Origin of the sequence: Ferrovibrio sp. MS7 (genome assembly GCF_038404985.1) — a bacterium.
Classification (GTDB): Bacteria; Pseudomonadota; Alphaproteobacteria; order Ferrovibrionales; family Ferrovibrionaceae; genus Ferrovibrio; species Ferrovibrio plantarum.
In genome coordinates this window covers 1,080,833-1,101,021 of the sequence record NZ_JBBKBA010000001.1, presented here as the reverse complement: position 1 = coordinate 1,101,021, position 20,189 = coordinate 1,080,833, and the positions used below count along the sequence as shown (strand labels likewise).

25 protein-coding genes are annotated in these 20,189 nt (G+C 64.7%); 6 read left to right on the top strand and 19 right to left on the bottom strand.

Annotation, left to right across the window (positions count from 1 at the left end):
• Positions 1-79: 79 nt before the first annotated feature.
• Together rplT and rpmI are read right to left on the bottom strand one after the other, a co-directional pair.
• On the bottom strand, positions 80-445 hold the full coding sequence (rplT, locus tag V6B08_RS05330) for a 50S ribosomal protein L20 (RefSeq protein ID WP_341978689.1): 366 nt from the start codon (positions 443-445) through the stop codon (positions 80-82).
• Positions 446-457: 12 nt separating this feature from the next.
• Positions 458-655, bottom strand: coding sequence for a 50S ribosomal protein L35 (gene rpmI, locus V6B08_RS05325; protein WP_341978688.1), 198 nt, complete (start codon positions 653-655; stop codon positions 458-460).
• 565 nt (positions 656-1,220) lie between these two features.
• Between rpmI and V6B08_RS05320 the strand changes: the two genes are divergently transcribed.
• From V6B08_RS05320 to V6B08_RS05310, 3 genes are all read left to right on the top strand, one after another.
• Positions 1,221-1,970 carry a DEAD/DEAH box helicase gene (locus V6B08_RS05320; RefSeq protein WP_341978687.1) on the top strand — a complete coding sequence of 250 codons (750 nt, stop codon included), beginning with the start codon at positions 1,221-1,223 and terminating at the stop codon, positions 1,968-1,970.
• Positions 1,971-1,986: 16 nt separating this feature from the next.
• A complete protein-coding gene (locus tag V6B08_RS05315) occupies positions 1,987-2,976 on the top strand; it encodes a Gfo/Idh/MocA family protein (RefSeq protein WP_341978686.1) in 990 nt (329 codons plus the stop codon).
• 107 nt (positions 2,977-3,083) lie between these two features.
• A complete protein-coding gene (locus tag V6B08_RS05310) occupies positions 3,084-4,010 on the top strand; it encodes a class I SAM-dependent methyltransferase (protein WP_341978685.1) in 927 nt (308 codons plus the stop codon).
• A gap of 191 nt (positions 4,011-4,201) precedes the next feature.
• On the opposite strand, the gene V6B08_RS05305 is transcribed toward V6B08_RS05310, so the two are convergent.
• The 17 genes from V6B08_RS05305 to V6B08_RS05225 form a co-directional block, all read right to left on the bottom strand.
• Positions 4,202-4,687 carry a F0F1 ATP synthase subunit B family protein gene (locus V6B08_RS05305; RefSeq protein WP_341978684.1) on the bottom strand — a complete coding sequence of 162 codons (486 nt, stop codon included), beginning with the start codon at positions 4,685-4,687 and terminating at the stop codon, positions 4,202-4,204.
• An 11-nt stretch (positions 4,688-4,698) separates the two neighbouring features.
• The gene (locus V6B08_RS05300) at positions 4,699-5,139 is read right to left on the bottom strand and encodes a F0F1 ATP synthase subunit B family protein (protein WP_341978683.1); all 441 of its coding nucleotides are present in this window, start codon (positions 5,137-5,139) and stop codon (positions 4,699-4,701) included.
• Between the two features lie 8 nt (positions 5,140-5,147).
• Positions 5,148-5,372, bottom strand: a complete 225-nt coding sequence (locus tag V6B08_RS05295) for a F0F1 ATP synthase subunit C (RefSeq protein ID WP_341978682.1) — start codon at positions 5,370-5,372, stop codon at positions 5,148-5,150.
• Positions 5,373-5,435: 63 nt separating this feature from the next.
• Complete coding sequence (locus tag V6B08_RS05290) at positions 5,436-6,194, bottom strand: F0F1 ATP synthase subunit A (RefSeq protein ID WP_341981592.1); 759 nt, start codon at positions 6,192-6,194, stop codon at positions 5,436-5,438.
• A 2-nt stretch (positions 6,195-6,196) separates the two neighbouring features.
• Entirely contained in the window at positions 6,197-6,652 is a 456-nt protein-coding gene (locus tag V6B08_RS05285; protein WP_341978681.1) for an AtpZ/AtpI family protein, read from the bottom strand.
• Positions 6,653-6,972: 320 nt separating this feature from the next.
• Positions 6,973-8,028: a serine hydrolase domain-containing protein gene (locus tag V6B08_RS05280; protein WP_341978680.1), complete on the bottom strand. Its 1,056-nt coding sequence runs from the start codon at positions 8,026-8,028 to the stop codon at positions 6,973-6,975.
• On the bottom strand, positions 8,015-8,848 hold the full coding sequence (locus V6B08_RS05275; RefSeq protein WP_341978679.1) for an isocitrate lyase/PEP mutase family protein: 834 nt from the start codon (positions 8,846-8,848) through the stop codon (positions 8,015-8,017). The genes V6B08_RS05280 and V6B08_RS05275 overlap by 14 nt, the downstream gene beginning before the upstream one ends.
• An 18-nt stretch (positions 8,849-8,866) precedes the next feature.
• Positions 8,867-9,472, bottom strand: a complete 606-nt coding sequence (locus V6B08_RS05270) for a PAS domain-containing protein (RefSeq protein ID WP_341978678.1) — start codon at positions 9,470-9,472, stop codon at positions 8,867-8,869.
• Positions 9,473-9,475: 3 nt separating this feature from the next.
• Entirely contained in the window at positions 9,476-10,063 is a 588-nt protein-coding gene (locus V6B08_RS05265; RefSeq protein WP_341978677.1) for a PAS domain-containing protein, read from the bottom strand.
• Complete coding sequence (locus V6B08_RS05260) at positions 10,060-10,551, bottom strand: PAS domain-containing protein (RefSeq protein WP_341981590.1); 492 nt, start codon at positions 10,549-10,551, stop codon at positions 10,060-10,062. The genes V6B08_RS05265 and V6B08_RS05260 overlap by 4 nt, the downstream gene beginning before the upstream one ends.
• Positions 10,552-10,613: 62 nt before the next feature.
• Positions 10,614-11,408, bottom strand: coding sequence for a HesA/MoeB/ThiF family protein (locus V6B08_RS05255; protein WP_341978676.1), 795 nt, complete (start codon positions 11,406-11,408; stop codon positions 10,614-10,616).
• Between the two features lies 1 nt (position 11,409).
• Positions 11,410-12,375 (bottom strand): cysteine synthase A, encoded by a 966-nt coding sequence (cysK, locus tag V6B08_RS05250; RefSeq protein ID WP_341978675.1) that lies wholly within the window; start codon positions 12,373-12,375, stop codon positions 11,410-11,412.
• 30 nt (positions 12,376-12,405) lie between these two features.
• A complete protein-coding gene (locus tag V6B08_RS05245; protein WP_341978674.1) occupies positions 12,406-12,858 on the bottom strand; it encodes an RrF2 family transcriptional regulator in 453 nt (150 codons plus the stop codon).
• 4 nt (positions 12,859-12,862) lie between these two features.
• A complete protein-coding gene (gene dut, locus V6B08_RS05240) occupies positions 12,863-13,342 on the bottom strand; it encodes a dUTP diphosphatase (RefSeq protein WP_341978673.1) in 480 nt (159 codons plus the stop codon).
• The gene (coaBC, locus tag V6B08_RS05235; protein WP_341978672.1) at positions 13,339-14,553 is read right to left on the bottom strand and encodes a bifunctional phosphopantothenoylcysteine decarboxylase/phosphopantothenate--cysteine ligase CoaBC; all 1,215 of its coding nucleotides are present in this window, start codon (positions 14,551-14,553) and stop codon (positions 13,339-13,341) included. Before coaBC ends, dut begins: the two co-directional genes overlap by 4 nt.
• Positions 14,554-14,669: 116 nt before the next feature.
• On the bottom strand, positions 14,670-15,410 hold the full coding sequence (locus V6B08_RS05230; protein WP_341978671.1) for an SDR family NAD(P)-dependent oxidoreductase: 741 nt from the start codon (positions 15,408-15,410) through the stop codon (positions 14,670-14,672).
• Between the two features lie 52 nt (positions 15,411-15,462).
• Positions 15,463-17,742 carry a spermidine synthase gene (locus tag V6B08_RS05225; RefSeq protein ID WP_341978670.1) on the bottom strand — a complete coding sequence of 760 codons (2,280 nt, stop codon included), beginning with the start codon at positions 17,740-17,742 and terminating at the stop codon, positions 15,463-15,465.
• A gap of 131 nt (positions 17,743-17,873) precedes the next feature.
• On the opposite strand from V6B08_RS05225, the gene V6B08_RS05220 reads away from it, so the two are divergent.
• The 3 genes from V6B08_RS05220 (at position 17,874) to fdxA (ending at position 19,784) form a co-directional block, all read left to right on the top strand.
• Positions 17,874-18,995, top strand: coding sequence for a carboxylate-amine ligase (locus V6B08_RS05220; RefSeq protein ID WP_341978669.1), 1,122 nt, complete (start codon positions 17,874-17,876; stop codon positions 18,993-18,995).
• 74 nt (positions 18,996-19,069) lie between these two features.
• Complete coding sequence (locus tag V6B08_RS05215) at positions 19,070-19,336, top strand: RNA-binding S4 domain-containing protein (protein WP_341978668.1); 267 nt, start codon at positions 19,070-19,072, stop codon at positions 19,334-19,336.
• Positions 19,337-19,457: 121 nt separating this feature from the next.
• The gene (gene fdxA / locus V6B08_RS05210) at positions 19,458-19,784 is read left to right on the top strand and encodes a ferredoxin FdxA (protein WP_341978667.1); all 327 of its coding nucleotides are present in this window, start codon (positions 19,458-19,460) and stop codon (positions 19,782-19,784) included.
• The last annotated feature ends 405 nt before the right edge of the window (positions 19,785-20,189 follow it).

The window sequence follows — 20,189 nt, the reverse complement described above, 5'->3', positions numbered from 1 at the left end:
GGATGAAAACGCAAAAAAGGGGCCGTTGGGAAACGGCCCCTTGACGCTAAGCGTTGGTGCTTAAGGACGGGTGGCCGGCTCAGGCCGCCTTCGGCAGAGCGGCCTTGGCCTGCTCCACCAGGGCGGTGAAAGCCTCAGGCTGCGTCACGGCGAGATCGGCGAGAACCTTGCGGTCCACTTCGATGCCGGCGAGCTTGAGGCCGTTGATAAATCGGCCATAGGTCAAACCATGCTCACGCACCGCCGCGTTGATGCGCTGGATCCACAGCGCGCGGAAATCGCGCTTGCGGGCGCGACGGTCGCGATAGGCATAGCGCATCGCATGTTCGACCTTCTCGATCGCCACGCGGAATGCGGTGCTGCCACGGCCACGATAGCCCTTGGCGGCCTTGATGATCTTCTTATGCTTGGCATGAGCGGCAACGCCGCGCTTTACACGGGACATTTCAGCGCCTCCTTAACCGGCTAGCCAGTATTTGCGGATCTTGCGCGCATCACCCTCGAACACCAGTTCGGTGCCGCGGTGGTCGCGAATCTGCTTGTTGGTGCGCTTGATCATGCCGTGACGCTTGCCCGCCTGGGCACGCTTCACCTTGCCGGTGGCGGTAAGCTTGAAACGCTTCTTCGCCCCGCTCTTGGTCTTCATCTTGGGCATTTTGCGATAACCTCCGATAAGGAAGAATGACATTCTAGGCGGACACGGCAGCCCTATTAGCCGGAACGCCCGATAGAGGGGCGCGTTGTAACGGCCCTGGTGCGCATTTGCAAGGGCCGATAGGGCCACGGGCCGGGTTTTCGCCACGGTGCCAGGGATTTCCAGCCTCCGAGTCCCCGTTCAATAAAATCAAATACTTGCCGAGTCCCGCCATAACCCCCGCGAGAGGGGCATTGTTAACTGCCTCCACTGTGGATAATCACCCCTGGTTCCGCCTGGAAAAGCGGCTGCCTAAGATTCGCGCAGAAAAATAATCTCTTGCATTTCAATATTTTATCCTTATCTAAGAGGGGCGATACCTAGGGCGTGTAGCCAAAATGTCACACCCAAGTTTTCGCACTTGCAAAAGCCGGAGTGGTGGCTACTATCCCCGAGTTCGTGACGTCCCGCCGGGAAGTTTCCGCACCAAACTCCGCTTTCCATCCCGCGACTCTTCGGTTTCGCGGTGGGGGTGGGTTTTTCGCCCGGCAAGATGGATGATCCTGTAACTACAGAATTGTTGACGATGTTGAACGCCTCTTTCTCGCAACTCGATCTGGTAGAACCCATCCAGCGCGCCCTGGCGGCTGAAAAGCACCTTGCGCCGACGGCGATCCAGGCCAAGGCCATCCCGCACCTGCTGCAGGGCCGTGATCTGCTTGGCCAGGCGGAGGCCGGCGCCGGCAAGACTGTGGCGTTCACCCTGCCGATCCTGCAGCACTTGTCCATCGACCGTCACCCGGCCGGCGCGCGCAAGGCGCGTGCCCTGGTGCTGACGCCGGCGCGCGAGCGCGTTACCCATATCCATGAGAGCTTCCGCGCCTATGGTCGCTTCGTGCGTCTCAGCCAGGCCACCGTGTATGAAGGCCCGGGCAAGGCTGCGCAGGCGCAGGCGCTGGCGCGCGGCATCGACATCGTGATCGGCACGCCGGGCCGCGTGGTGGAACTGATCAATGCCGGCCAGCTCGAACTCAACAAGCTTGAGATCCTGGTGCTGGACGAAGCCGACCGCATGCTCGATCTCGGCCTCACCGCCGAGCTGAAGGCGATCTTCGAGGCGGCGCCGAGCGAGCGCCAGACCATCGTGTTCGCCACCACCATGCCCGCCGAGATGAAGCAGTTGGCCGACAGCCTGCTGACAGATCCGGTGACGGTGTGGGCCAATCCGCCGGCACCGCGCCTGATCACCACGGCGCAATCCGCGCGTATCCGCGAGCTGGAAGCGCGCCGCCGCGTGCGCGACTTGCTGCCCGAGCGCATCGCTTCCCGCCGCTAAAGCCGAAGACCCGGCGATGAGCGTTCCCTACCGGCTCGCCATCGTCGGCTACGGCATCATGGGCGAGCGCCTGCTGCGCGCCGCCCTTGATCACGCATCCGATTTCGTCACCGTCACCGGCTTGTGGGATCCCTCGGCCGATGCCATGGCACGTCTGGCGCGCGACCTGCCGCACGTGCCGCGTGCGGCTTCCGCCGACGCCTTGCTCGGCAATGCCGATGTACTCTACATCGCCTCGCCGCCGGCCAGCCATCTCGGCTATGCCCAGGCCGCCCTTGATGCCGGCCTCAGTGTTTTCTGCGAAAAGCCCTTCGCCGTCGATGTCGCCGAAGCCGAAAGCTTCCTGGCGCGCAACGGCGCCAAGGCAAAACGCATCGCGGTGAATTTCCCCTTCGCTTCCTCGCTCGGTGTCGAACAGCTCCGCGCCTGGCTCAACGAAGGCGATCTCGGCGTGGTGCAGAAGCTCGACATCGAAGTTGGCTTCGCCCATTGGCCGCGCCCCTGGCAGATGGACGCCGTGAACTGGCTCGACCGCCGCGCGCAGGGCGGCTTCGTGCGCGAAGTGGTGTCGCATTTCCTGTTCCTGGCCTCCAGGCTTGGCGGCCCGTTGCTGCTGCATCCCGGCCACAGCATCGCCTATCCGGAAGCAGATCGTTCCGAACGCGGTGTTGCCGCCGCCCTCACCGCCGGCGCGTTGCCGCTCAGCCTGCACGGTAAGGTTGGCGAGACTCCGAAGCCGGACCACAACCTCTTCACGGTTACCGCTGCGCATGGCAGCATTCGCATCCGCGACTGGGCCGAGGCCGAGCGCCTTGATGCCGCCGGCAATTGGCAGCCGGCACCAGGCGCGATGCCGAACGAGAAGGCGCGACCGCTGGTGCTGCGGCGCCAGCTTGAGAAGCTCGGCCGCCTGGCACGGAATGAGACGGAAAGCGACTTCCCGCTCGCCACTGCCGACGAGGCTTTCGCGGTGCAGCGCATCGTCGAGACCCTGCTTAAGGGCTGAGCCCACATCCTGCTTGCACGCAGCTAAATCACGCTTGCGCTAGGCTGAACGCCCAGCCACAGTGGCTTAAGCCGTTAAGGCCGGGGGCAATCGGATTGGCTTAAGCCATGCACGACGATGAACAGGGAAAGCCGGGGTGGCGCGACCGCCTGCGTGCCTGGTGGCATGGCGAGCAAGAGTTCGGCCCCAAGGTCGAGGATTTCCACAGCGCCGCCGAGGCACCGGCAGAGCCTGAACCGCCGAAGCCCAGCAATGAACCCGATATCGCCACCTGGTCGCCGCGCCGGCAGCAGATCGTGCAGCTTCTCTTTGGCGAAGGCCTGCATCAGCCCGGCGGCGAAGCCCTGATCCGGGCCCTGACCGCGCCGCTCGCGCTTAATCCCAATATGTCGGTCACCGAACTTGGCTGCGGCATGGGCGGCATGACCCGGCTGCTGGCGCGCGAAGGCATCTGGGTTGATGCCTATGAACCCGACGAGGCCTTGAGCGAAGCTGCCCTGGCACTGGCGCGCAAGGAAGGCATCAAGCAGCGCACCAATATCAAGCATGCTCTGCTCGACGATGTGCAATTCAAGCGTCGCAGCCTGGATGCGGTGCTGTCCAAGGAAGGCCTGATGGGTGTGCAGGACAAGCGCCTGCTGCTGGCCAAGCTGCGCACCGCCATGAAGCCCGGCGGACAACTGATGTTCACCGATTTCCTGCTCACCGGGCCGGAGGGCAGCCGTGTCTACGAAGTGTGGATGGAGCGCGAGCCGGTGAAGCCGGTGCTGCTGTCGCCCGACGACCTGCAATCCGAACTCGAGACGCTGGGCTTCACGGTGATGTATCTCGAGGATGTGACCGACGAATACAAATCCGCCGTGCTCGATGCCTTCGCGCGCTATGCCGCCGATATCAAGCTGCGCGGCTCCAACGTGGAGGAAAGCGAGCGCGACTGGGTGATCGCCGAGGGCGAACACTGGGCCATCCGCATCAGTGCCATGGATGCCCGCATCATCCGCCTCTACCGTTGCTTCTGCCGCGTGAATGATTGAGGGCGGGCGGCCAGCCCAACACGTCGTCACGCCGGTTTGTATTGTTATGCCGGCGAAAGCCGGCATCCCATTTCACTCACACAAAAATGGGACCCTCGCTTCCGCGAGGGTGACAAAGTCTGCATTGAGACTTCCACAACGAAAAAGGCCGCCTTCTCAGGCGGCCTTTCCGTATCCGGTTGAGAACCGATTTAGTGCAGCTTGGCCTTGACCTCGGCGATGGCGCGCTCGGTCTGAGCCGTGGCGGCCGGGCCCTGAAGCTGCTCACGCAGCAGGCCGGTGGCAGCCGCGATCGCCTGATCGACAGCAGCATCGCGCACTTCGCGCAATGCCAGCGCCTCGGCCTGGGCGATCTTCTGCTCGGCCTGGACGCGACGGCGCTCCAGGCTGGCGGCCAGATCGGCCTTGGCGGCCTCGGCGATGCGCTTGGCTTCGGCTTCCGCCGCCGCCACGATCTCCTCGGCTTCCTTCAGCGCGTTGCGCTGCTTGCGCTGGTATTCGGCGAACAGATGCTGCGCCTCGCGGTGCAGCTTCTCCGCCTCTTCCAGCTCGCGCTTGATCTTCTCGGCCCGCTCATCCAGCGTCTTGCCCAACTGGGCAGGCACTTTCAGATAGAACAGGAAGCCGAAGAAGATGACGAAGGCAACCAGGACCCAGAAACTGGAATCTTGCAACATGGTTCCCTCCGTTACCGCGCGGCGCCGGTAAGCTTGGCGACGATATCGCGCGCAGCCTCGCCGGCCACAGTCGAGATCGAGGCCAGCGCCGCGTCCTTCTTGGCCGTGATGCTGGCTTCCGCCGCCTTGGTGCGCTCAGCGATATCAGCTTCGACGCGGGCGCGTTCGGCCGCGGCATCAGCCGACAGCCTGGCGCGCACCTCGCCGCCGATGGCCTGCGCCTTGGCGCGGGCAGCCGACAGCGCCGCCTCGTATTCCGCGATCGCCGACTCGGTCTCGCGCTTCAACCGCGCCGCTTCCTCGAGGTCATGGTCGAGGCGACGCTTGCGCTCGTCCATGACTTCGGCGACACGCGGCAGCGCCACCTTGGCCATCAGCACGTAGAGCAGGACGAAGCTAATCGCCAGCCATACGATCTGCGGCAGGAAGGTGCTGACGTCGAGCTGAGGCATTTACCGGCTCAGACGAACAGGATCAGCAGGGCGATCAGCAGCGCGAAGATGCCGAGCGCTTCGGTCACGGCGAAGCCCAGCATCAGGTTGCCGAACAGCTTCGGGGCAGCGCCCGGATTGCGCAGCGCGCCGTTGAGGAAGTTCGCGAAGATCAGACCCACGCCGATCGCCGCACCGCCCATGCCGATAGCAGCAATGCCGGCGCCGATCATCTTAGCAGCAGCGAGATCCATGTTACTCATCCTTTCAAGGTTGGTGTTTTACTGTTGGTTTCGTGAAGAGAAGGAATACCGGACTTAGTGGTGTTCCATGTTGACGGCTTCGCTCAGGTACAGGCAGGTCAGGATCGCGAAGACATAGGCCTGCAGGAAGGCGATCAGGAATTCCAGCGCGGTGAGCGCGATCACCATGATCAGCGGCAGCAGGCCGGAGACCGAGGCGACGCCACCCATGCCGACCATGGAGACGATGAAGCCGGCGAACACCTTCAGCGTGGTGTGGCCCGCCAGCATGTTGGCGCAGAGACGCAGGCTGAGCGAGATCGGGCGCGAGAGATACGAGATGATCTCGATCGGCACGATGATCGGCGCCAGCCACATCGGCACGCCGGCCGGCATGAAGTGGGTGAAGAAGTGGATGCCGTTGCGGGCAATGGCGATCACGGTCACGCCAAGGAACACCACCATCGCCATGATGAAGGTGACAATGATGTGGCTGGTGACGGTGAAGCTGTAGGGCACCATGCCAAGCATGTTGCACATCAGCACGAACATGAAGAGCGTGAAGATGAACGGGAAATACTGGCGGCCGTTGGAGCCGACATTGTCGCGCACCATGTTGGCGACGAATTCATAGGAAAGTTCGGCGACGCTTTGCAGCCGGCCCGGCACCAGGCTGCGCTGGCGCATGCCATAGACCATCAGCAGGGTGGCGGCGGCAACCGCCAGCACCATGAACAGCGAGGCATTGGTGAACGACACCGCCTGGAGCTGTCCGGCATCGCCGCACAGCGCGATGCACTTCACCTTGAACTGGTCGAGCGGGCTGGTGGCCACGTTCACTTCCCCTTCTCTTTACCGCCTTCGGATTCGGCTTCCCGGTTCATCGCCATGCCGGTGCGGATCGCGGTCCACATCGCGGTGGCGACGCCCAGCAGGGCAAAGCCGACGACGCCGAAAGGCGTTGACTGCAGCCAGCGGTCAACCCACCAGCCGATGAATACCGATACCCCGACCGCCGCCACCATCTCGATCGCCAGCGACCAGGCCCGCCCCAGAGAGCGGCGCGACCCGGTGGCTGCCGCCTCGCGTTCGGCCAGCCGGCGAGCCTCGCCTTCCTTCCGCTGCTCGGCTTCGCTCAAGGCGGAGCTGAGCCGGGCCAGGTCGGCATGCTCGTCTTTCTTACGCTCTGGTCGGTCGGTCTCGGCCATCGGCACAGCATCCTCGGGCGCGATTCCCGGCGACAGGGCCGTGGAAAGCGCGCGCACCATAGAAACCGCCCCCCTCCCCGTCAAGCCGGCCTCATCGCAGCGCCATATTAAGAATTATTCTTAAGTGTCAAAACAAAGGGCTCATAAGATTATGGTTTTATGATGCGAATGCCGGCTGGTGCGGATTCCCGTGTCACGAATCCGGGCCTTAAAAGGGGCCTCCGCTGCGCAGAAACTGCGACAATCTGCCACAGCCCCACACTGAGGCTATGATAGGGGTGCTTCGTGAGAAACAGAGAGCGAACATATTGGCAGGTCGTCATGCCCGGGCCTGACTCGGGCATCTCATACCATTTTGGAGAAGATGCCCGGGTCAGGCCCGGGCATGACGAGATAATGGGGCACTAGCCCCGCGCCGCCGCCAGCGCGTAGCGGCGCAACACCACCTCGCCGACCACATTCATCAAGACCGGGTCGCCATAGAGGCCGGCGGTGACCACCACCACGATACCGAGTTCGGGGGCAATAAAGATGCGCTGGCCGCCATGGCCGAAGGCTGCCGCCCAGCGGATCTCGCGCCGGTTCACCAGCGAGCGGCCGAGCCACCATTGGAAGCCATAGAAGAAGAGACCGGCGCCGTTCACCTGGGGCTCGAGGGATTCCGAGATCCAGCCCGGCGAGACCACCGCCCTGCCCTGCCAGACACCCCGGTCCAGCACCATCTGGCCGATCCGGGCCATGTCGCGCGGCCGCAGCCTGAGGCCGGAAACCGGGTTGGCGGCGCCATCGGGATAGCGGTTCCACTCCACACCCGCCGCCCGGATGCCGAGCGGATCGAACAGGGCCTGCTGGGCGAAGCCATCAATGCCCTGGCCGGAAAGGCGCTCGACGATGGCGGCCAGCAGCAAGGTGAGGCCACCATTATAGTTGTAGGTAGCGCCAGCGGGCCGGGCCATCGGCTGCTCCAGCACATGGCGCACCCGGTCCGGCGCCACGATCAGCTTGCGCTCACTGTTCGCCGGATCGCTGTAGGGGATGTTTTCATCCCAGGCGAAGCCCGCCGACATGGTGAGGACATGGCGCAACGTTATGCGGTCCTTGGCGGCATCGGCGAGCGCGGCATGTTCGGGGAACAGGGCGAAGACCGGCTGATCCAGGCTCTTGATCCAGCCGCGATCAACGGCGATGCCGAACAGCAGCGAAGTGACGCTTTTCGACACCGAGCGCATGTCATGCCGCGTGGCAGGGTTGAACACTGTCTGCGGCAAAGGCTGCGACCAATGGGTGTCGTCACCGGTGAAATATTCCTCCAGCACCAGCTTGCCGTGGCGCAGGATCAGCGCCGCATGCAGGTTGGCCTCGCGCCAGGCGGTGAAGTGCGGCTTCAAGCCGGCGAGGACAGCCCCGTCCATGCCGGCGCTTTCCGCCGGCTGCAATACCCAGTCCTCACCGATCAGCATCGCGGAAAAACCGGTTCAGGGCATCGAAGGGTTCGGCTTCGGCGAGGGCCGCGAAACTGCCGTCATTCGCCACCTGGCGCGCGGCTTTGAGAAAGCCACCCCAGGCGGCACGCGCGAAGGCCGAGCCGACCGAGATGCGGCGCACGCCGAGGGCGGCGATTTCCGCAACGCTCAGACCGATAGACGAGGAAACCAGCAGGTTGACCGGTTTCGGCGCCACCATCTGCACCAGCTGGCGGATGCGCGCCGGATCGCGCAGACCTGGCGCATAGAGCACATCGGCACCGGCCTCGGCGAAAGCCACCAGCCGGCGGTCGATCTCGCGGTCGGCTTCCGGATGCTTCACCAAAGCCGCCTCGCAGCGCGCGGTGAGCAGCACGCCGCTGCCTTTCAGCGCCGCAACGGCAGCACGGATGCGCGCCACGGCGAGATCGAAATCATAAAGCGGCGCTGCCGGATCGCCGGTATTGTCCTCGATGGAAAGGCCGGCAACGCCGGTGGCGGCGCAAAGCTGCACGCTTTCCGCCACGCCGGCCGGCTCATGGGCATAGCCGGATTCGTAATCGGCATTCACCGGCAGTTTCGTGGCGCGCACCAGTTCGGCTATATGGCCGAGCATGGCATCGCGCGGCACCGCCCAATCGGTATCGGGCAGGCCGCGTGAAAAAGCGAAGCCCGCCGAGGTGGTGGCCAATGCTTCATAGCCCAGGCCCTGCAACATCATCGCCGAGCCGATATCCCAGGGATTGGGAATCACGAAGCAGCCGCTGTCATGCAGCACGCGGAAACGCTCGCGGGCAATCTGGATGGCATCGCTCATGCTATCGGCTCTGCTGTGTTATTCGGGCGGCGTGCGCGGCAAACCGGCACAGCCATACAATTCCACTTCCGGCATGGTCTGCACCGGCTTGTCGGCTTCGCGGTAGGGATCGTAATCATAAAGCGTCATGCCGAGCACGCCATAGGGCGCGCCCTCGCCATCGCAGAGCGGCAGAATGATGCGCGTCGAGCGCTTGTGAATGCCATCATGCGGTTCGATCGGCTTGCGGCTGCACTGGATCGCCGGAATACCCAGCACGGCGAGGTAGCGCGCCCGCACCAGCGGGCCGTTCTCGGCGCCCATCACTTCATAGGTGGTGCGGCCGATAATGCTGAAACCCCAGGCCTGGTTCACCGCTTCGCCGGCCAGGGTGCAGATGAAATCCTGCCGGGCAGGATCCCAGCGGTAGATCCAGAGATGCGGCAGGCAGGCACGCAACACCATCGGATCAATAGCACTGCGCGGCGCCATCAAGCCCCAGCCGTCCTGATTGGCAGCGCGCTGCTCGGCCCAATGCTGCACGAAGCGGCGGTGGCGCGGATCGGTGAGGCTGGGCCAGACGCCTTCCGGCATAAGGGGCGAATGTGGCGGCACGCTCGGCAGCAGGGAGACATCCGATGGCATCGGCTATCCCGGCGGCAATGTGCGCGGCAAGCCGGCGCAGGCATAGAGTTCCATCTCCTGCCCTGGCGCCACTTCCGGGCCGCCATGCTCGGGCAGGGCATAGTCATAGAGCGTGAGGCCAAGCACGCCATAGGGTGCGCCGGTATCATCGCTCAAGGGCAGCACCAGCCGCGTCGACTGCTTCTGCGTCACATCCGGCGGCACGATGATACGGTGGCCGAACTGCACTGCCGGGATACCGAGTGCCGCGCGATAGCGCAGATTCAGCCGCAGGCCAAGTTCCGGCCCCATCACCTCGGTGGCAGTGCGGCCGATGATATTCACGCCCCACGCATCGATCACGCCTTCACCCGCCAGCGTGCAGATGAAGTCCTGCCGCGTCACATCCCAGCGGTTTATCCACATGAAATGCAAGCAGTCGCGCAAAGCCGCCGGATCGATTGCTGTACGCGGCGCCATCAGGCTTGATCCACGCCCCTCGGCCCAATGGCGCAGCAGGCGACGATGGCGCGGATCGGCCAGAGCCGGCCAGACATCTGCCGGCATCAGCGGCGGATGCGGCGGCACTGGTATGGAATTGATGGCATTCATGCCGGCGGCAATCCGGCTGGCAACGATGCGCAAGGATAGGCCGAGGTATGCAGCGGCAGGGCCACCGGCAGATCCTGGTCGAGATGGCGATCATATGCGAATAACGTCATGCCCATAACACCATAAGGTGCGCCGGCATCATCCGCCAGCGGCAACATCAGGCGCTGCGCCAGTTTGGCCGGACCGCTGCGGGGCGTGATGTCGGTGCGGCCATGAATCACCGCCGGCATGCGCGCCGCCAGCAGCAGGCGGTCGCGCGCGATGCCGCCGCTCTGCTGCCCCCAGAGATCGACCGGCCGGCTGCCGATGATGGAAAAACCCCAGGCTTCGCGCAGACCCTCGCCCGCCAAGGTGCAAACCATATCGTCGCCACTATCTGTAATACGGAAGATCCACAAATCCGGCAGGCAAGGCTTGATCTCGGCGGGATTGACGGCGGCGCGCGGCGGCGGCGCCAGGCCGATACGCCAGCCGGCCCAGCAGCGCAGCAGCAGCCGTAGCCGCGAATCGGAGAGCGCGGGCCAGGTGCCTGCGGCGCCGATATCCTGACTCAGGGGGCCGCCCCATGAGACTGAGTAGCGTGAGCCTGGCCGCAGGTCGGACAGGCCGGATCACGCTTCAGCTTCACCGTGCGCATGTCGCCGCGCAGTGCGTCATATAACAGTAACCTGCCGGACAGGCTGTCGCCGATGCCGGCGATTTCCTTGATCACTTCCAGCGCCTGCAGGCTGCCCATCACGCCGCCGAGCGCGCCGAGCACCCCGGCCTCGGCGCAGGCCGGCACGCTGCCCGGCGGCGGCGGCGCGGGAAAAACGCAGCGGTAACAGGGATGCGGCGCGCCCAGATGCGACTTGAACACGCTGAGCTGGCCATCGAAACGCAGGATCGCCGCCGTCACCAGGGTCTTGCCGAGTTGATGGCAGAGATCGCTGATCAGAAAGCGCGTCGAGAAATTGTCGCTGCCATCGGCAACGACATCATAGCCGCGCAGCACATCCGCCGCATTCGACTCATCCAGCCGCAGGTTATGCTCGATCACCCGCACATGCGGGTTGAGATCGGCAATCGCCACAGCAGCACTTTCAGTCTTGAGCTGGCCGATACGGCTGGTGACATGCATCACCTGGCGTTGCAGGTTGCTTAAACTGACATGATCGTCGTCGACGATGCCGAGCGTGCCGATGCCAGCGGCGGCGAGATACAGCGCCAGCGGCGAACCGAGCCCACCGGCGCCGACGATCAGCACGCGCGCGCGTTTCAGCGCCTGCTGCCCGGCACCGCCCAGTTCCGGCAGGATGATGTGGCGCGCATAGCGCTCCAGTTCGTCCCGCGAGAACCCCGCCATGTTACAAGCCGTCGAACAAGGCTGTGGAGAGATAGCGTTCGGCAAAGGACGGGATGATCGCCACCACGGTCTTGCCTGCCATGTCGGGCCGTGTTGCCACTTCCAGCGCGGCAGCCATCGCCGCACCCGAGGAGATGCCGCCCGGAATGCCTTCCAGCTTGGCCATGCGGCGCGCGGTCTCGAAGGCAGTCTCATTGCCGATGGTGATGATTTCATCGATCAGCTTGGTATCCAGGTTGCCCGGGATGAAACCAGCGCCGATGCCCTGGATCTTGTGCGGCCCCGGCCGACCGCCGGAAATCACCGGGCTGTCCTCGGGCTCCACCGCCACCATGCGCAGACCGGGCTTGCGCTGTTTCAGCACCGAACCGATACCACTGATCGTGCCGCCGGTGCCGACGCCGGAAATCACCGCATCCACGGCGCCGGCCGTGTCGGTCCAGATTTCTTCCGCCGTGGTGGCGCGGTGGATCGCCGGGTTCGCCGGGTTGTCGAATTGCTGCGGCATCACCGCATTGGGAATTTCCTTGAGCAATTCCTCAGCGCGCGCCACGGCGCCACGCATGCCCTGGCCCGGCGGCGTCAGTTCGATCTCGGCGCCGAGATACTTGAGCATCTTGCGCCGCTCCAGCGACATGCTTTCCGGCATCACCAGGATCAGGCGATAGCCCTTGGCGGCGGCGACGAAGGCCAGCGCAATGCCGGTATTGCCCGAGGTCGGCTCGACGATGGTGGTGCCGGGCTTCAGCTTGCCCTGGGCCTCCAGCGCCTCGATCATGGCGATGCCGATGCGGTCCTTCACGGAAGCCAGCGGGTTGAAGAATTCCAGCTTGGCCAGGATCGTCGCCTTGGCGCCAGCTTCCTCCGCCAGACGATTGATCCGCACCAGCGGCGTTGCGCCGATGGTCTCGACAATCGAGTTGTAAATACGGCCGCGCGGCGGATTGGAAACGGAAGGTGCTGACATGGGGCTTCCCGGCCTTATTGTTGTGCTGGGTCAGATGGCGAAATTGTCTGCGCCCTCGAGCGGGGCGTCAATGCCCTGGGTCTGGGCGCGGTTGCACAGATCCTCGAGCGTGATGCGGTCGATGCGCTCCATGATCACCGCCTGGCATTCCTCCCAGATCGGCTGCACGGTGCGGCGGCCAAGCTCGGAGCCGGCCACGGCATCCTCCTCGCCCTCGGCATCCAGTTCGGAAACGATGCGCACAACCTCACCGACCGTGATGCGGCGGCGTTCGCGCGCCAGGGTGTAGCCGCCGCGCGGGCCGCGCACGCCTTTCAGCACGCCATTGCGCACCAGATGCTGCATCACCTGCTCCAGATAGCGCTGCGGCACGCCCTGGCGCGCGGCGATATCCTTTGACTGCACCGGCTCGGGCCGCGCATGAAAGGCAATATCAACTACTGCTTCCAGCGCATGCATGGTGCGCCGCGTACACTTCAACATCGCTTTAGCCTCCTGCGACTTTCACGCCAGCCGCCTTCACGCCGGTCGAGCCGAAGCCGCCGGCGCCGCGCTGCGTGGCATCCAGATCCTCCACCGCCTGCCACGCGACGCGGGCATAGGCGGCAACGATCATCTGGGCGATGCGTTCGCCCCGGTTGATGGTGAACGGCGCCTGGCCGTGATTGATCAGCACCACGCCGATCTCGCCGCGGTAATCGGCATCGATGGTGCCGGGCGAATTCAGTACGGTGACGCCATGCTTCAGCGCCAGGCCGGAACGCGGCCGCACCTGTGCTTCAAAACCCGGCGGCAGTGCGATGGCCAGCCCGGTCGGCACTAGGCGACGCTCGCCGGGCTGCAGCACGATCGGCTCGGGAATCGCGGCCAGCAGGTCGAGGCCGGCGGAATCCGGCGTGGCATAGGCCGGCAGCGGCAGATCGGCGCCATGCGGCAGATGACGGACGGCGACGGTTACTTCACTCATTGGGCTTTTCCATTGAAATGCGCGGCAATGCGCTGGGTAAGCTGATCGGCCACAGCCTGCTTGCTCATGCGCGGCCAATCCTCCACCGCATCCGGCGTCACCAGGTGAATGGTGTTTTCATCGCCGCCGAACACGCCTTGCGCCGGGCTGGCATCGTTGGCGAGGATCCAGTCGCAGCCCTTCTTCTTCAGCTTGGCGCGGGCATACTCCACCACCTTCTCGGTTTCGGCGGCGAAGCCGATCACCAGGTTGGGCCGGCGCTTGGCATCGGTGGTGGCGATGGCGCGCAGGATGTCCGGGTTCTCGGCAAGCTGCAGGGTCGGGGCCAATTCGCCCTGCTTCTTCATCTTCTGGTCGGCTTCCACCGCGACGCGCCAATCGGCCACGGCGGCGGCGAAGATCGCGGCATCGGCGGGCAGGTTGAGGAAGCAGGCGGAGAACATGTCGCGCGCTGCTTCCACATGGATTGTCTTAACGCCCGGCGGATCGGGCAGGTTCACCGGCCCCGTCACCAGCACCACCTCGGCGCCGGCTTTCGCCAGCGATGCAGCGATGGCATGGCCCTGCTTGCCCGACGAGCGGTTGGCGATATAGCGCACCGGGTCGATGGGTTCGTGGGTCGGGCCCGAGGTGACAATGATCTTGCGGCCCGAGAGCGGCTTGGCCTGATTGAAATGGGCCTCCACCGCATCGGCGATCTCGGTCGGCTCGCTCATGCGGCCGGGGCCGTATTCGTTGCAGGCCATCTCGCCGTCATTCGGCCCAATGAAGCCGACGCCATCGGCCTTGAGGCGGGCGACATTGCGCTGGGTGGCCGGATGCAGCCACATCCGCACATTCATCGCTGGCGCCACCAGCACCGGCTTGTCGGTGGCCAGCAGCACGGTGGCGGCAAGGTCATCGGCCAGGCCATTGGCCATGCGCGCCAGGATGTCGGCGCTGGCCGGCGCCACCACCAGCAGGTCGGCATCGCGGGAAAGCTGGATATGGCCCATTTCGGCTTCGTCGGTGAGCGAGAAAATCTCGCCATAGACCTTGTCGCCGGAAAGGGCTGAAACCGAAAGCGGGGTGACGAATTGCGGCGCCGAACGGCTGAGCACGCAGCGCACGGCAGCGCCGCGCTCGCGCAGGCGGCGGATCAGGTCCAGCGCCTTGTAGGCGGCGATGCCACCCGAAATGATCAGCAGGATACGTTTACCGGTCAGCGCCATTTTCCGCTCGGTGGGGGGATTTCCGCACAGCAGCGGGCTTACGCGTTATATTACGCGAGTCCGCTGTGCAAAAAGCTAGCGGAGGGTGGCGGCGATAACAAGGGCCGAATGTAAAATTAAACGTGCTGCCCACCGTTGATGTGAATTTCAGCACCATTCACATAGGACGAGGTCGGCGTGCACAGGAAGTAGATCGTGGACGCAACCTCTTCCGGCTTGCCGAGGCGGTGCATCGGGATTTCGCGACGCACGATTTCGTCGGTGCCCGGCGACAGGATCGAGGTATCGATCTCACCCGGGGCGATGGCGTTGACGCGCACGCCATGGGGGCCGAAATCGGAGGCCATCTCGCGGGTCAGCGCCGCCAGCGCCGCCTTCGAGGTGGCATAGGCCATGCCGGCGAAGGGATGCACGCGGCTGCCGGCGATGGAGGTGACATTGACGATGGAACCCTGCGCTGCCTTGAGTTCCTCGAAAAAGCCGCGCGCCAGCAGCATCACCGAGAACAGGTTCACATTATAGACATGCTGCAGGGTGGTGAGGTCGGTATCGAGCACCCCCAGCCGCGCGCCGCCCGGACCTTTCGGCGAGATCGCCGCGTTGTTCACCAGGGCATCGAGCTTGCCGCCGGGCAAGCGGGCACGCAGTTCCTCGATGGCGGCGGGCAGCTTGGCAATATCCGCCAGATCCATCTGCACATGGCTTTCGGCACCGCCCTCCCAGGGGCAATGTTCGGAAAACGGCTGGCGCGACACGGTAAGGACCTTCCAGCCGGCAGCGCTGAAGCGCTTGACGGTGGCATGGCCGATGCCGCGGCTGGCGCCGGTGAGCAGCAGGGTACGTTGACGGTCAGGCATGCGTATAAGCTAGCGCAGCCTTCCGCTTCCGGCTAGTGCGAGGCAGTTACAGCTACGAGCCGCGCTTCACCGTCGCGGCGCCGAGGCGGTTGTTGATGTAATACTCATCGCGCGGGAACAGATCGGCATTCAGCGTGGCGCCGGCTGGCACGGCCGGGCCATGCAGCACGGCTTCGTGGAACAGCCGCTCGGCGGTGGCGGTATCGATGCCGGCGGCGGCGAAATAACGCCGTGCCACCTCCGAACCGAACACCGCCCTGAGCCTGTCATGATCCAGGGTGAGCGGCACACGCGAGCCGATCAGCACCGGGAAGGGCTGCAGCATCGCCACCTGCGGAAAAACGGCGGCAAACGTCGCGACGCTGCGCGCCGTCGGTCCCCATTGCACATAGATGCCGTCCTCATCCAGCGCGTCGAGCACCAGGGCCATGAATTCGCGCGAATAGAGCAGGCCGCTATGGGAGGATTCCGGCAGGATCGCATCGGCCTGGATCACATCGTAGCGCCGCTCGGTGGCGAAGATGGCGCGGCGGCCATCGCCGACCACGAATTCATAGCGCGGGTCCTTGAGCAGGCTGGCAATCGCCGAATCCGGTTCGCGGGCGGCGAAGTCGCGCAGCACCTGAAAGACCGGGCCGACCAGTTCGACCACGCGCACGCGCTCGGTGGCGGGATTGACCCCGGCGGCAAACGGCGTGCCGCCACTGCCCGAGCCGATCACCAGCACATCCTTGGGATCGGGATGCAGCAGCGGCCCGACCGCGCCGAGGAAGGCATGCTCGACCATGAAGGGCCATTTCGACTGGGTGAAGCCCTGGATGAAGAAAGGCGAGGCGGCGCCATCGTCGTTCAGGCGGAACAGCGCCAGGCCGGAGCGATCCTCCGCCACCAGGATTTCATGCTCCTCTGCCGCCTGATGCAGCCGCGCCCAGAACGTGCCATTGGCCGGAAACAGCACCACCACGGCCATCAGCACGGCGGCCAGGGCACCGGCACCGCGCCAGGCTTCCGGCTGGCGTTCACGCCAGGCCGTGAGGCACCAGAATAGCAGCAGGATAACAGCCAGCAGCGCGATCAGCTTCAGCGTGCCGGCAGTGCCAAGCCAATGCAGGGCCGCAAGCCCGGTGACGAGCGAGCCGGCCGCATTGCCGAGGATATTCGCCACCTGCACGGCAGCGACGCGCCAGCCAAGCTGGCTCAGGTCGGTCTGCACTGCCTGCTGCGCCAGCGGGAAGGAAATGCCGAGCAGCAGCGAGGGCGGCGCCACCAGCAGCACGGTGACCAACAGCGCGGCGGCCAGCGGCTGGCCGTAATGCCGCGTGGTTTCCGCCGCCAGCAGGCTTTCCCACCAATCGGCGCCGGCCAGCCAGTAGACGACATAGATCGAGGCCAGCGCGTAGAGCGTGGCCAGCGCCTGCACCGCGAAGAAGGCGGCGCGGGTATCGCGCAGGCGCCGCACCCATTGCGCGCCGATCACCATGCCGAGGCCATCGGCGAGCAGGAAGGAGCCGAGAATGGTGGCGAAGCTGTAGGCGGTGTATTGCGCAATGACGCCGGCAACCCGCACCCAGAGGATTTCCAGCGCCACGATGGCGAAGCCGGAAACGAATACCAGCACCGCCCAGGTGATAAAGCTGAAGCCGGTGGTCGCCTGCGGGGTGCTGGGCTGCGCTTCCGCCTTCGGCTGTGCCGCCACACCCTCACCGCGCCACAGGATCAGGCCGATCAGGGCGGCGGCAATGTTGAAGGCGGCAGCAACACGCAAGCTGTTCTCGTAGCCCAGCGTGCCGATCAGCCACCAGCCGCCGAGCAGCGCGCCGAGGCCGGCGCCCAGCGTGTTGAGGCCATAGAGCCAGCCGATGCGCGGCGCGGCATCGGCCAGGCTGGTGATCGCCGCCTTCGCCAGCAGCGGCAGCGAGGCGCCCATCAGCACGGTGGGAATCAGAATGCCGCCGAAGCAGACGGCGAAGATGCCCCAGCGGTTCGGCACCAACGGGCCGATCACCTGCACCACGAAATCATAGAGGAAGGCGCGGCTGAGCAAAGCAAACACGCCGATGCCGATTTCGCACAGCACGAAACCGATCAATGCCGCGCGCATCGAGAAGCGGTCGGTGACGAAACCCGCGGCGAGGCTGCCAAGCCCGAGGCCGAGCAGGAAGGCACCGACAACAAGCGCGGCCGTGACCGAGTCGGAGCCGGCGAACAGGCCGAGCATGCGCTGCCACACGATCTGATCGATCAGGGCAGCAAAGCCTGACAGAAAGAACGCGACGCACAGACACAGGAACGCGAACGCACGCGATTTATCCGCCGAAACTGCTTGCGGCATGCTTACTCCCCCCAGTTGTTCTCCAATTTCTACAGTTTGATTGCCCCGAATTGCCAGCAGATTCGCCACATTCCCGCCCCAATTGCCGTTCAGTGCTGCGCATCAACCAATGGAACTAGAAGGAGCCCGCCATGAACGAGCCCTATACGCTAGGCATCGAAGAAGAGTATTTCCTCGCCGAGGCCGACAGCAAAAACACCATCGCCCGCATGCCCCGCGCCCTGATCCGGCGCTTTCGCGGCGCGCTTGGCGAACAGGTGACGCCGGAATTGCTGCAGTCGCAGATCGAAGTCGGCACGCCGGTCTGTTCCTCGCTGGAAGAAGCCCGCCAGGCCTTGCGCCGCTATCGCCGCGCGCTGGCCGAGGCGGCGGCGGAATTCGACATGCAAGTTTTTGCCGCCGGCACGCATCCGCTGGCGGTGTGGTCGGAGCAGTTGCCGACCGACAAGCCGCGCTATCACAAGCTGGCCAATGACCTGAAATTCCTGGCGCGGCGCAACATGCTGTGCGGCCTGCATGTGCATGTGGAGGTCAAGGACCCGCATGTGCGCATTGACGTGATGAACCGCATGCTGCCGTTCCTGCCGCTGCTACTGGGCCTCAGTACCTCGTCGCCATTCTGGGCCAAGTATCCCACCGGGCTGATGGGCTATCGCCTCGCCGCCTATGACGAACTGCCGCGCACCGGCATTCCGGATTTCTTCGTCAACCTGGCCGACTACCAGGGCTATATTGACACGCTGGTCTCCGCCGGCGTGATCGAGGATGCCAGCCACGTGTGGTGGGCGATCCGGCCATCCTTGCGTTTCCCGACGCTGGAATTGCGCGTGGCGGATTCCTGCACCCATCTCGAAGACACGCTGTGCATCGCGGCTCTGTATCGCTGCATGGTGCGGCTGCTGCGCCGCCGCCCCGATATCAACGGCACCTGGCGGAACCACACAAGGCTGCTGATCGAGGAGAACCGCTGGCGGGCGCAACGCTATGGCACGGCGGAAGGCCAGATCGATTTTGACAACCGCCAGATCGTGCCGTTTGCCGATGTGGTCGAGGCCCTGCTCGGCCTGATCGCCGAAGATGCCGAGGCGCTCGACTGCGTGGCCGAAGTGCAGCATGCCCGCACAATCTTGCAGCGCGGCACCAGCGCGGCGCAGCAGATGGCGCTCTACCGGAAGAAGCGACAGGAGGGCCTCAGCCGCATCGAGGCCCTGCGCGACGTGGTCGGCTGGCTGGCGGAAACCACGCGGGCTTGAACACACAACAAAACCCGTCATGCCCTGCGGAGGCAGGGCATGACGATAGAAGGGGCGGGCGGTATGATGCCGCCATGCCCGAGGCATTGGACAGTTTGCGGCTGGACAAGTGGTTGCACCACGCGCGGTTCTGCAAGACCCGCGCGCTGGCACAGGCGCTGATCGGCAAGAGCCGCATCCGTATCAACGGCCGCGTTGCCGAGAAACCCCACAACCTGGTGCGGGCCGGCGACGTGCTAACCCTGCCATTGCCTGGCGGGGTGAAGGTGGTGCGCCTGCTGAGCCTGCCCCTGCGCCGCGGCCCGGCGCCGGAGGCCCAGGCCAGCTATGAGGAAATCTGACGCAAATAGATATCAGGTGATCGGCGATTGACCCCTCGGGTCCGTCGTGCTACCCGGTTGCCCGCGCCGGCCCCAGCCCTATATGGCAGGCCGCGTATCAGCCCCCGAGGATGTCGTCAGCATGACCTACGTCGTCACCGAGAATTGCATCAAGTGCAAGTATATGGACTGCGTCGAAGTCTGTCCGGTGGACTGCTTCTATGTCGGCGCCAACATGCTGGTGATCAATCCCGACGAATGCATCGATTGCGGTGTCTGCGAGCCGGAATGCCCGGCCGAGGCGATTATCCCGGATTCCGACGGCCGCGCCGCCGAATGGGTGGAACTCAACCGCGACTATGCCGCCAAATGGCCGAATATCACCCGCAAGGGTGAAGCGCCTGCCGATGCCGACGAATGGAAGGGCAAGCCCGGCAAGCTGGCCATGCTGGACCCCAATCCGGGCTGATCCCGCCCTGGTCCCGAATCTCTGCCCGGCCCTGAATACCTGCTTCCCCCCAGCCAACCCGTAAAATCCGGGGATTCCGCCCTTGCCTGGTGAAGGGTCCTGTCAAATAGGGCCCGGCTGTGGTATATTTGTAACCGAATAACAACGCTTTTCAGGGATTCTACTGAAAAGTGCCGGGTTTTCCGCCCCTGTTCGCGCTGTGTACTGGTTGCCGATGTTTCCGGCGCCGGCTGCCGGCGTTTCCGCCCGGACCAGCCGGGGCAGACGGGGCGCCTGGCCGTTTTAAGAGGTGGAGCTTTGAAGAAAGCCAAGGACAAGAAGGCTGCAGCCGCCCCGGCAGTCAAACCAGCGGCAACCAAGGCAGCGCCAACCAAGGCAGCCGTGGCAAAGAAGCCTGCATCGGTG

Coding starts and splice junctions, on each gene's coding strand:
- rplT (WP_341978689.1), bottom strand. CDS start 445: ATGTCCCGTGTAAAGCGCGGCGTTGCCGCTCATGCCAAGCATAAGAAG.
- rpmI (WP_341978688.1), bottom strand. CDS start 655: ATGCCCAAGATGAAGACCAAGAGCGGGGCGAAGAAGCGTTTCAAGCTT.
- V6B08_RS05320 (WP_341978687.1), top strand. CDS start 1,221: ATGTTGAACGCCTCTTTCTCGCAACTCGATCTGGTAGAACCCATCCAG.
- V6B08_RS05315 (WP_341978686.1), top strand. CDS start 1,987: ATGAGCGTTCCCTACCGGCTCGCCATCGTCGGCTACGGCATCATGGGC.
- V6B08_RS05310 (WP_341978685.1), top strand. CDS start 3,084: ATGCACGACGATGAACAGGGAAAGCCGGGGTGGCGCGACCGCCTGCGT.
- V6B08_RS05305 (WP_341978684.1), bottom strand. CDS start 4,687: ATGTTGCAAGATTCCAGTTTCTGGGTCCTGGTTGCCTTCGTCATCTTC.
- V6B08_RS05300 (WP_341978683.1), bottom strand. CDS start 5,139: ATGCCTCAGCTCGACGTCAGCACCTTCCTGCCGCAGATCGTATGGCTG.
- V6B08_RS05295 (WP_341978682.1), bottom strand. CDS start 5,372: ATGGATCTCGCTGCTGCTAAGATGATCGGCGCCGGCATTGCTGCTATC.
- V6B08_RS05280 (WP_341978680.1), bottom strand. CDS start 8,028: ATGCTGATCGGTGAGGACTGGGTATTGCAGCCGGCGGAAAGCGCCGGC.
- V6B08_RS05275 (WP_341978679.1), bottom strand. CDS start 8,848: ATGAGCGATGCCATCCAGATTGCCCGCGAGCGTTTCCGCGTGCTGCAT.
- V6B08_RS05270 (WP_341978678.1), bottom strand. CDS start 9,472: ATGCCATCGGATGTCTCCCTGCTGCCGAGCGTGCCGCCACATTCGCCC.
- V6B08_RS05265 (WP_341978677.1), bottom strand. CDS start 10,063: ATGAATGCCATCAATTCCATACCAGTGCCGCCGCATCCGCCGCTGATG.
- V6B08_RS05255 (WP_341978676.1), bottom strand. CDS start 11,408: ATGGCGGGGTTCTCGCGGGACGAACTGGAGCGCTATGCGCGCCACATC.
- cysK (WP_341978675.1), bottom strand. CDS start 12,375: ATGTCAGCACCTTCCGTTTCCAATCCGCCGCGCGGCCGTATTTACAAC.
- V6B08_RS05245 (WP_341978674.1), bottom strand. CDS start 12,858: ATGTTGAAGTGTACGCGGCGCACCATGCATGCGCTGGAAGCAGTAGTT.
- dut (WP_341978673.1), bottom strand. CDS start 13,342: ATGAGTGAAGTAACCGTCGCCGTCCGTCATCTGCCGCATGGCGCCGAT.
- coaBC (WP_341978672.1), bottom strand. CDS start 14,553: ATGGCGCTGACCGGTAAACGTATCCTGCTGATCATTTCGGGTGGCATC.
- V6B08_RS05230 (WP_341978671.1), bottom strand. CDS start 15,410: ATGCCTGACCGTCAACGTACCCTGCTGCTCACCGGCGCCAGCCGCGGC.
- V6B08_RS05225 (WP_341978670.1), bottom strand. CDS start 17,742: ATGCCGCAAGCAGTTTCGGCGGATAAATCGCGTGCGTTCGCGTTCCTG.
- V6B08_RS05220 (WP_341978669.1), top strand. CDS start 17,874: ATGAACGAGCCCTATACGCTAGGCATCGAAGAAGAGTATTTCCTCGCC.
- V6B08_RS05215 (WP_341978668.1), top strand. CDS start 19,070: ATGCCCGAGGCATTGGACAGTTTGCGGCTGGACAAGTGGTTGCACCAC.
- fdxA (WP_341978667.1), top strand. CDS start 19,458: ATGACCTACGTCGTCACCGAGAATTGCATCAAGTGCAAGTATATGGAC.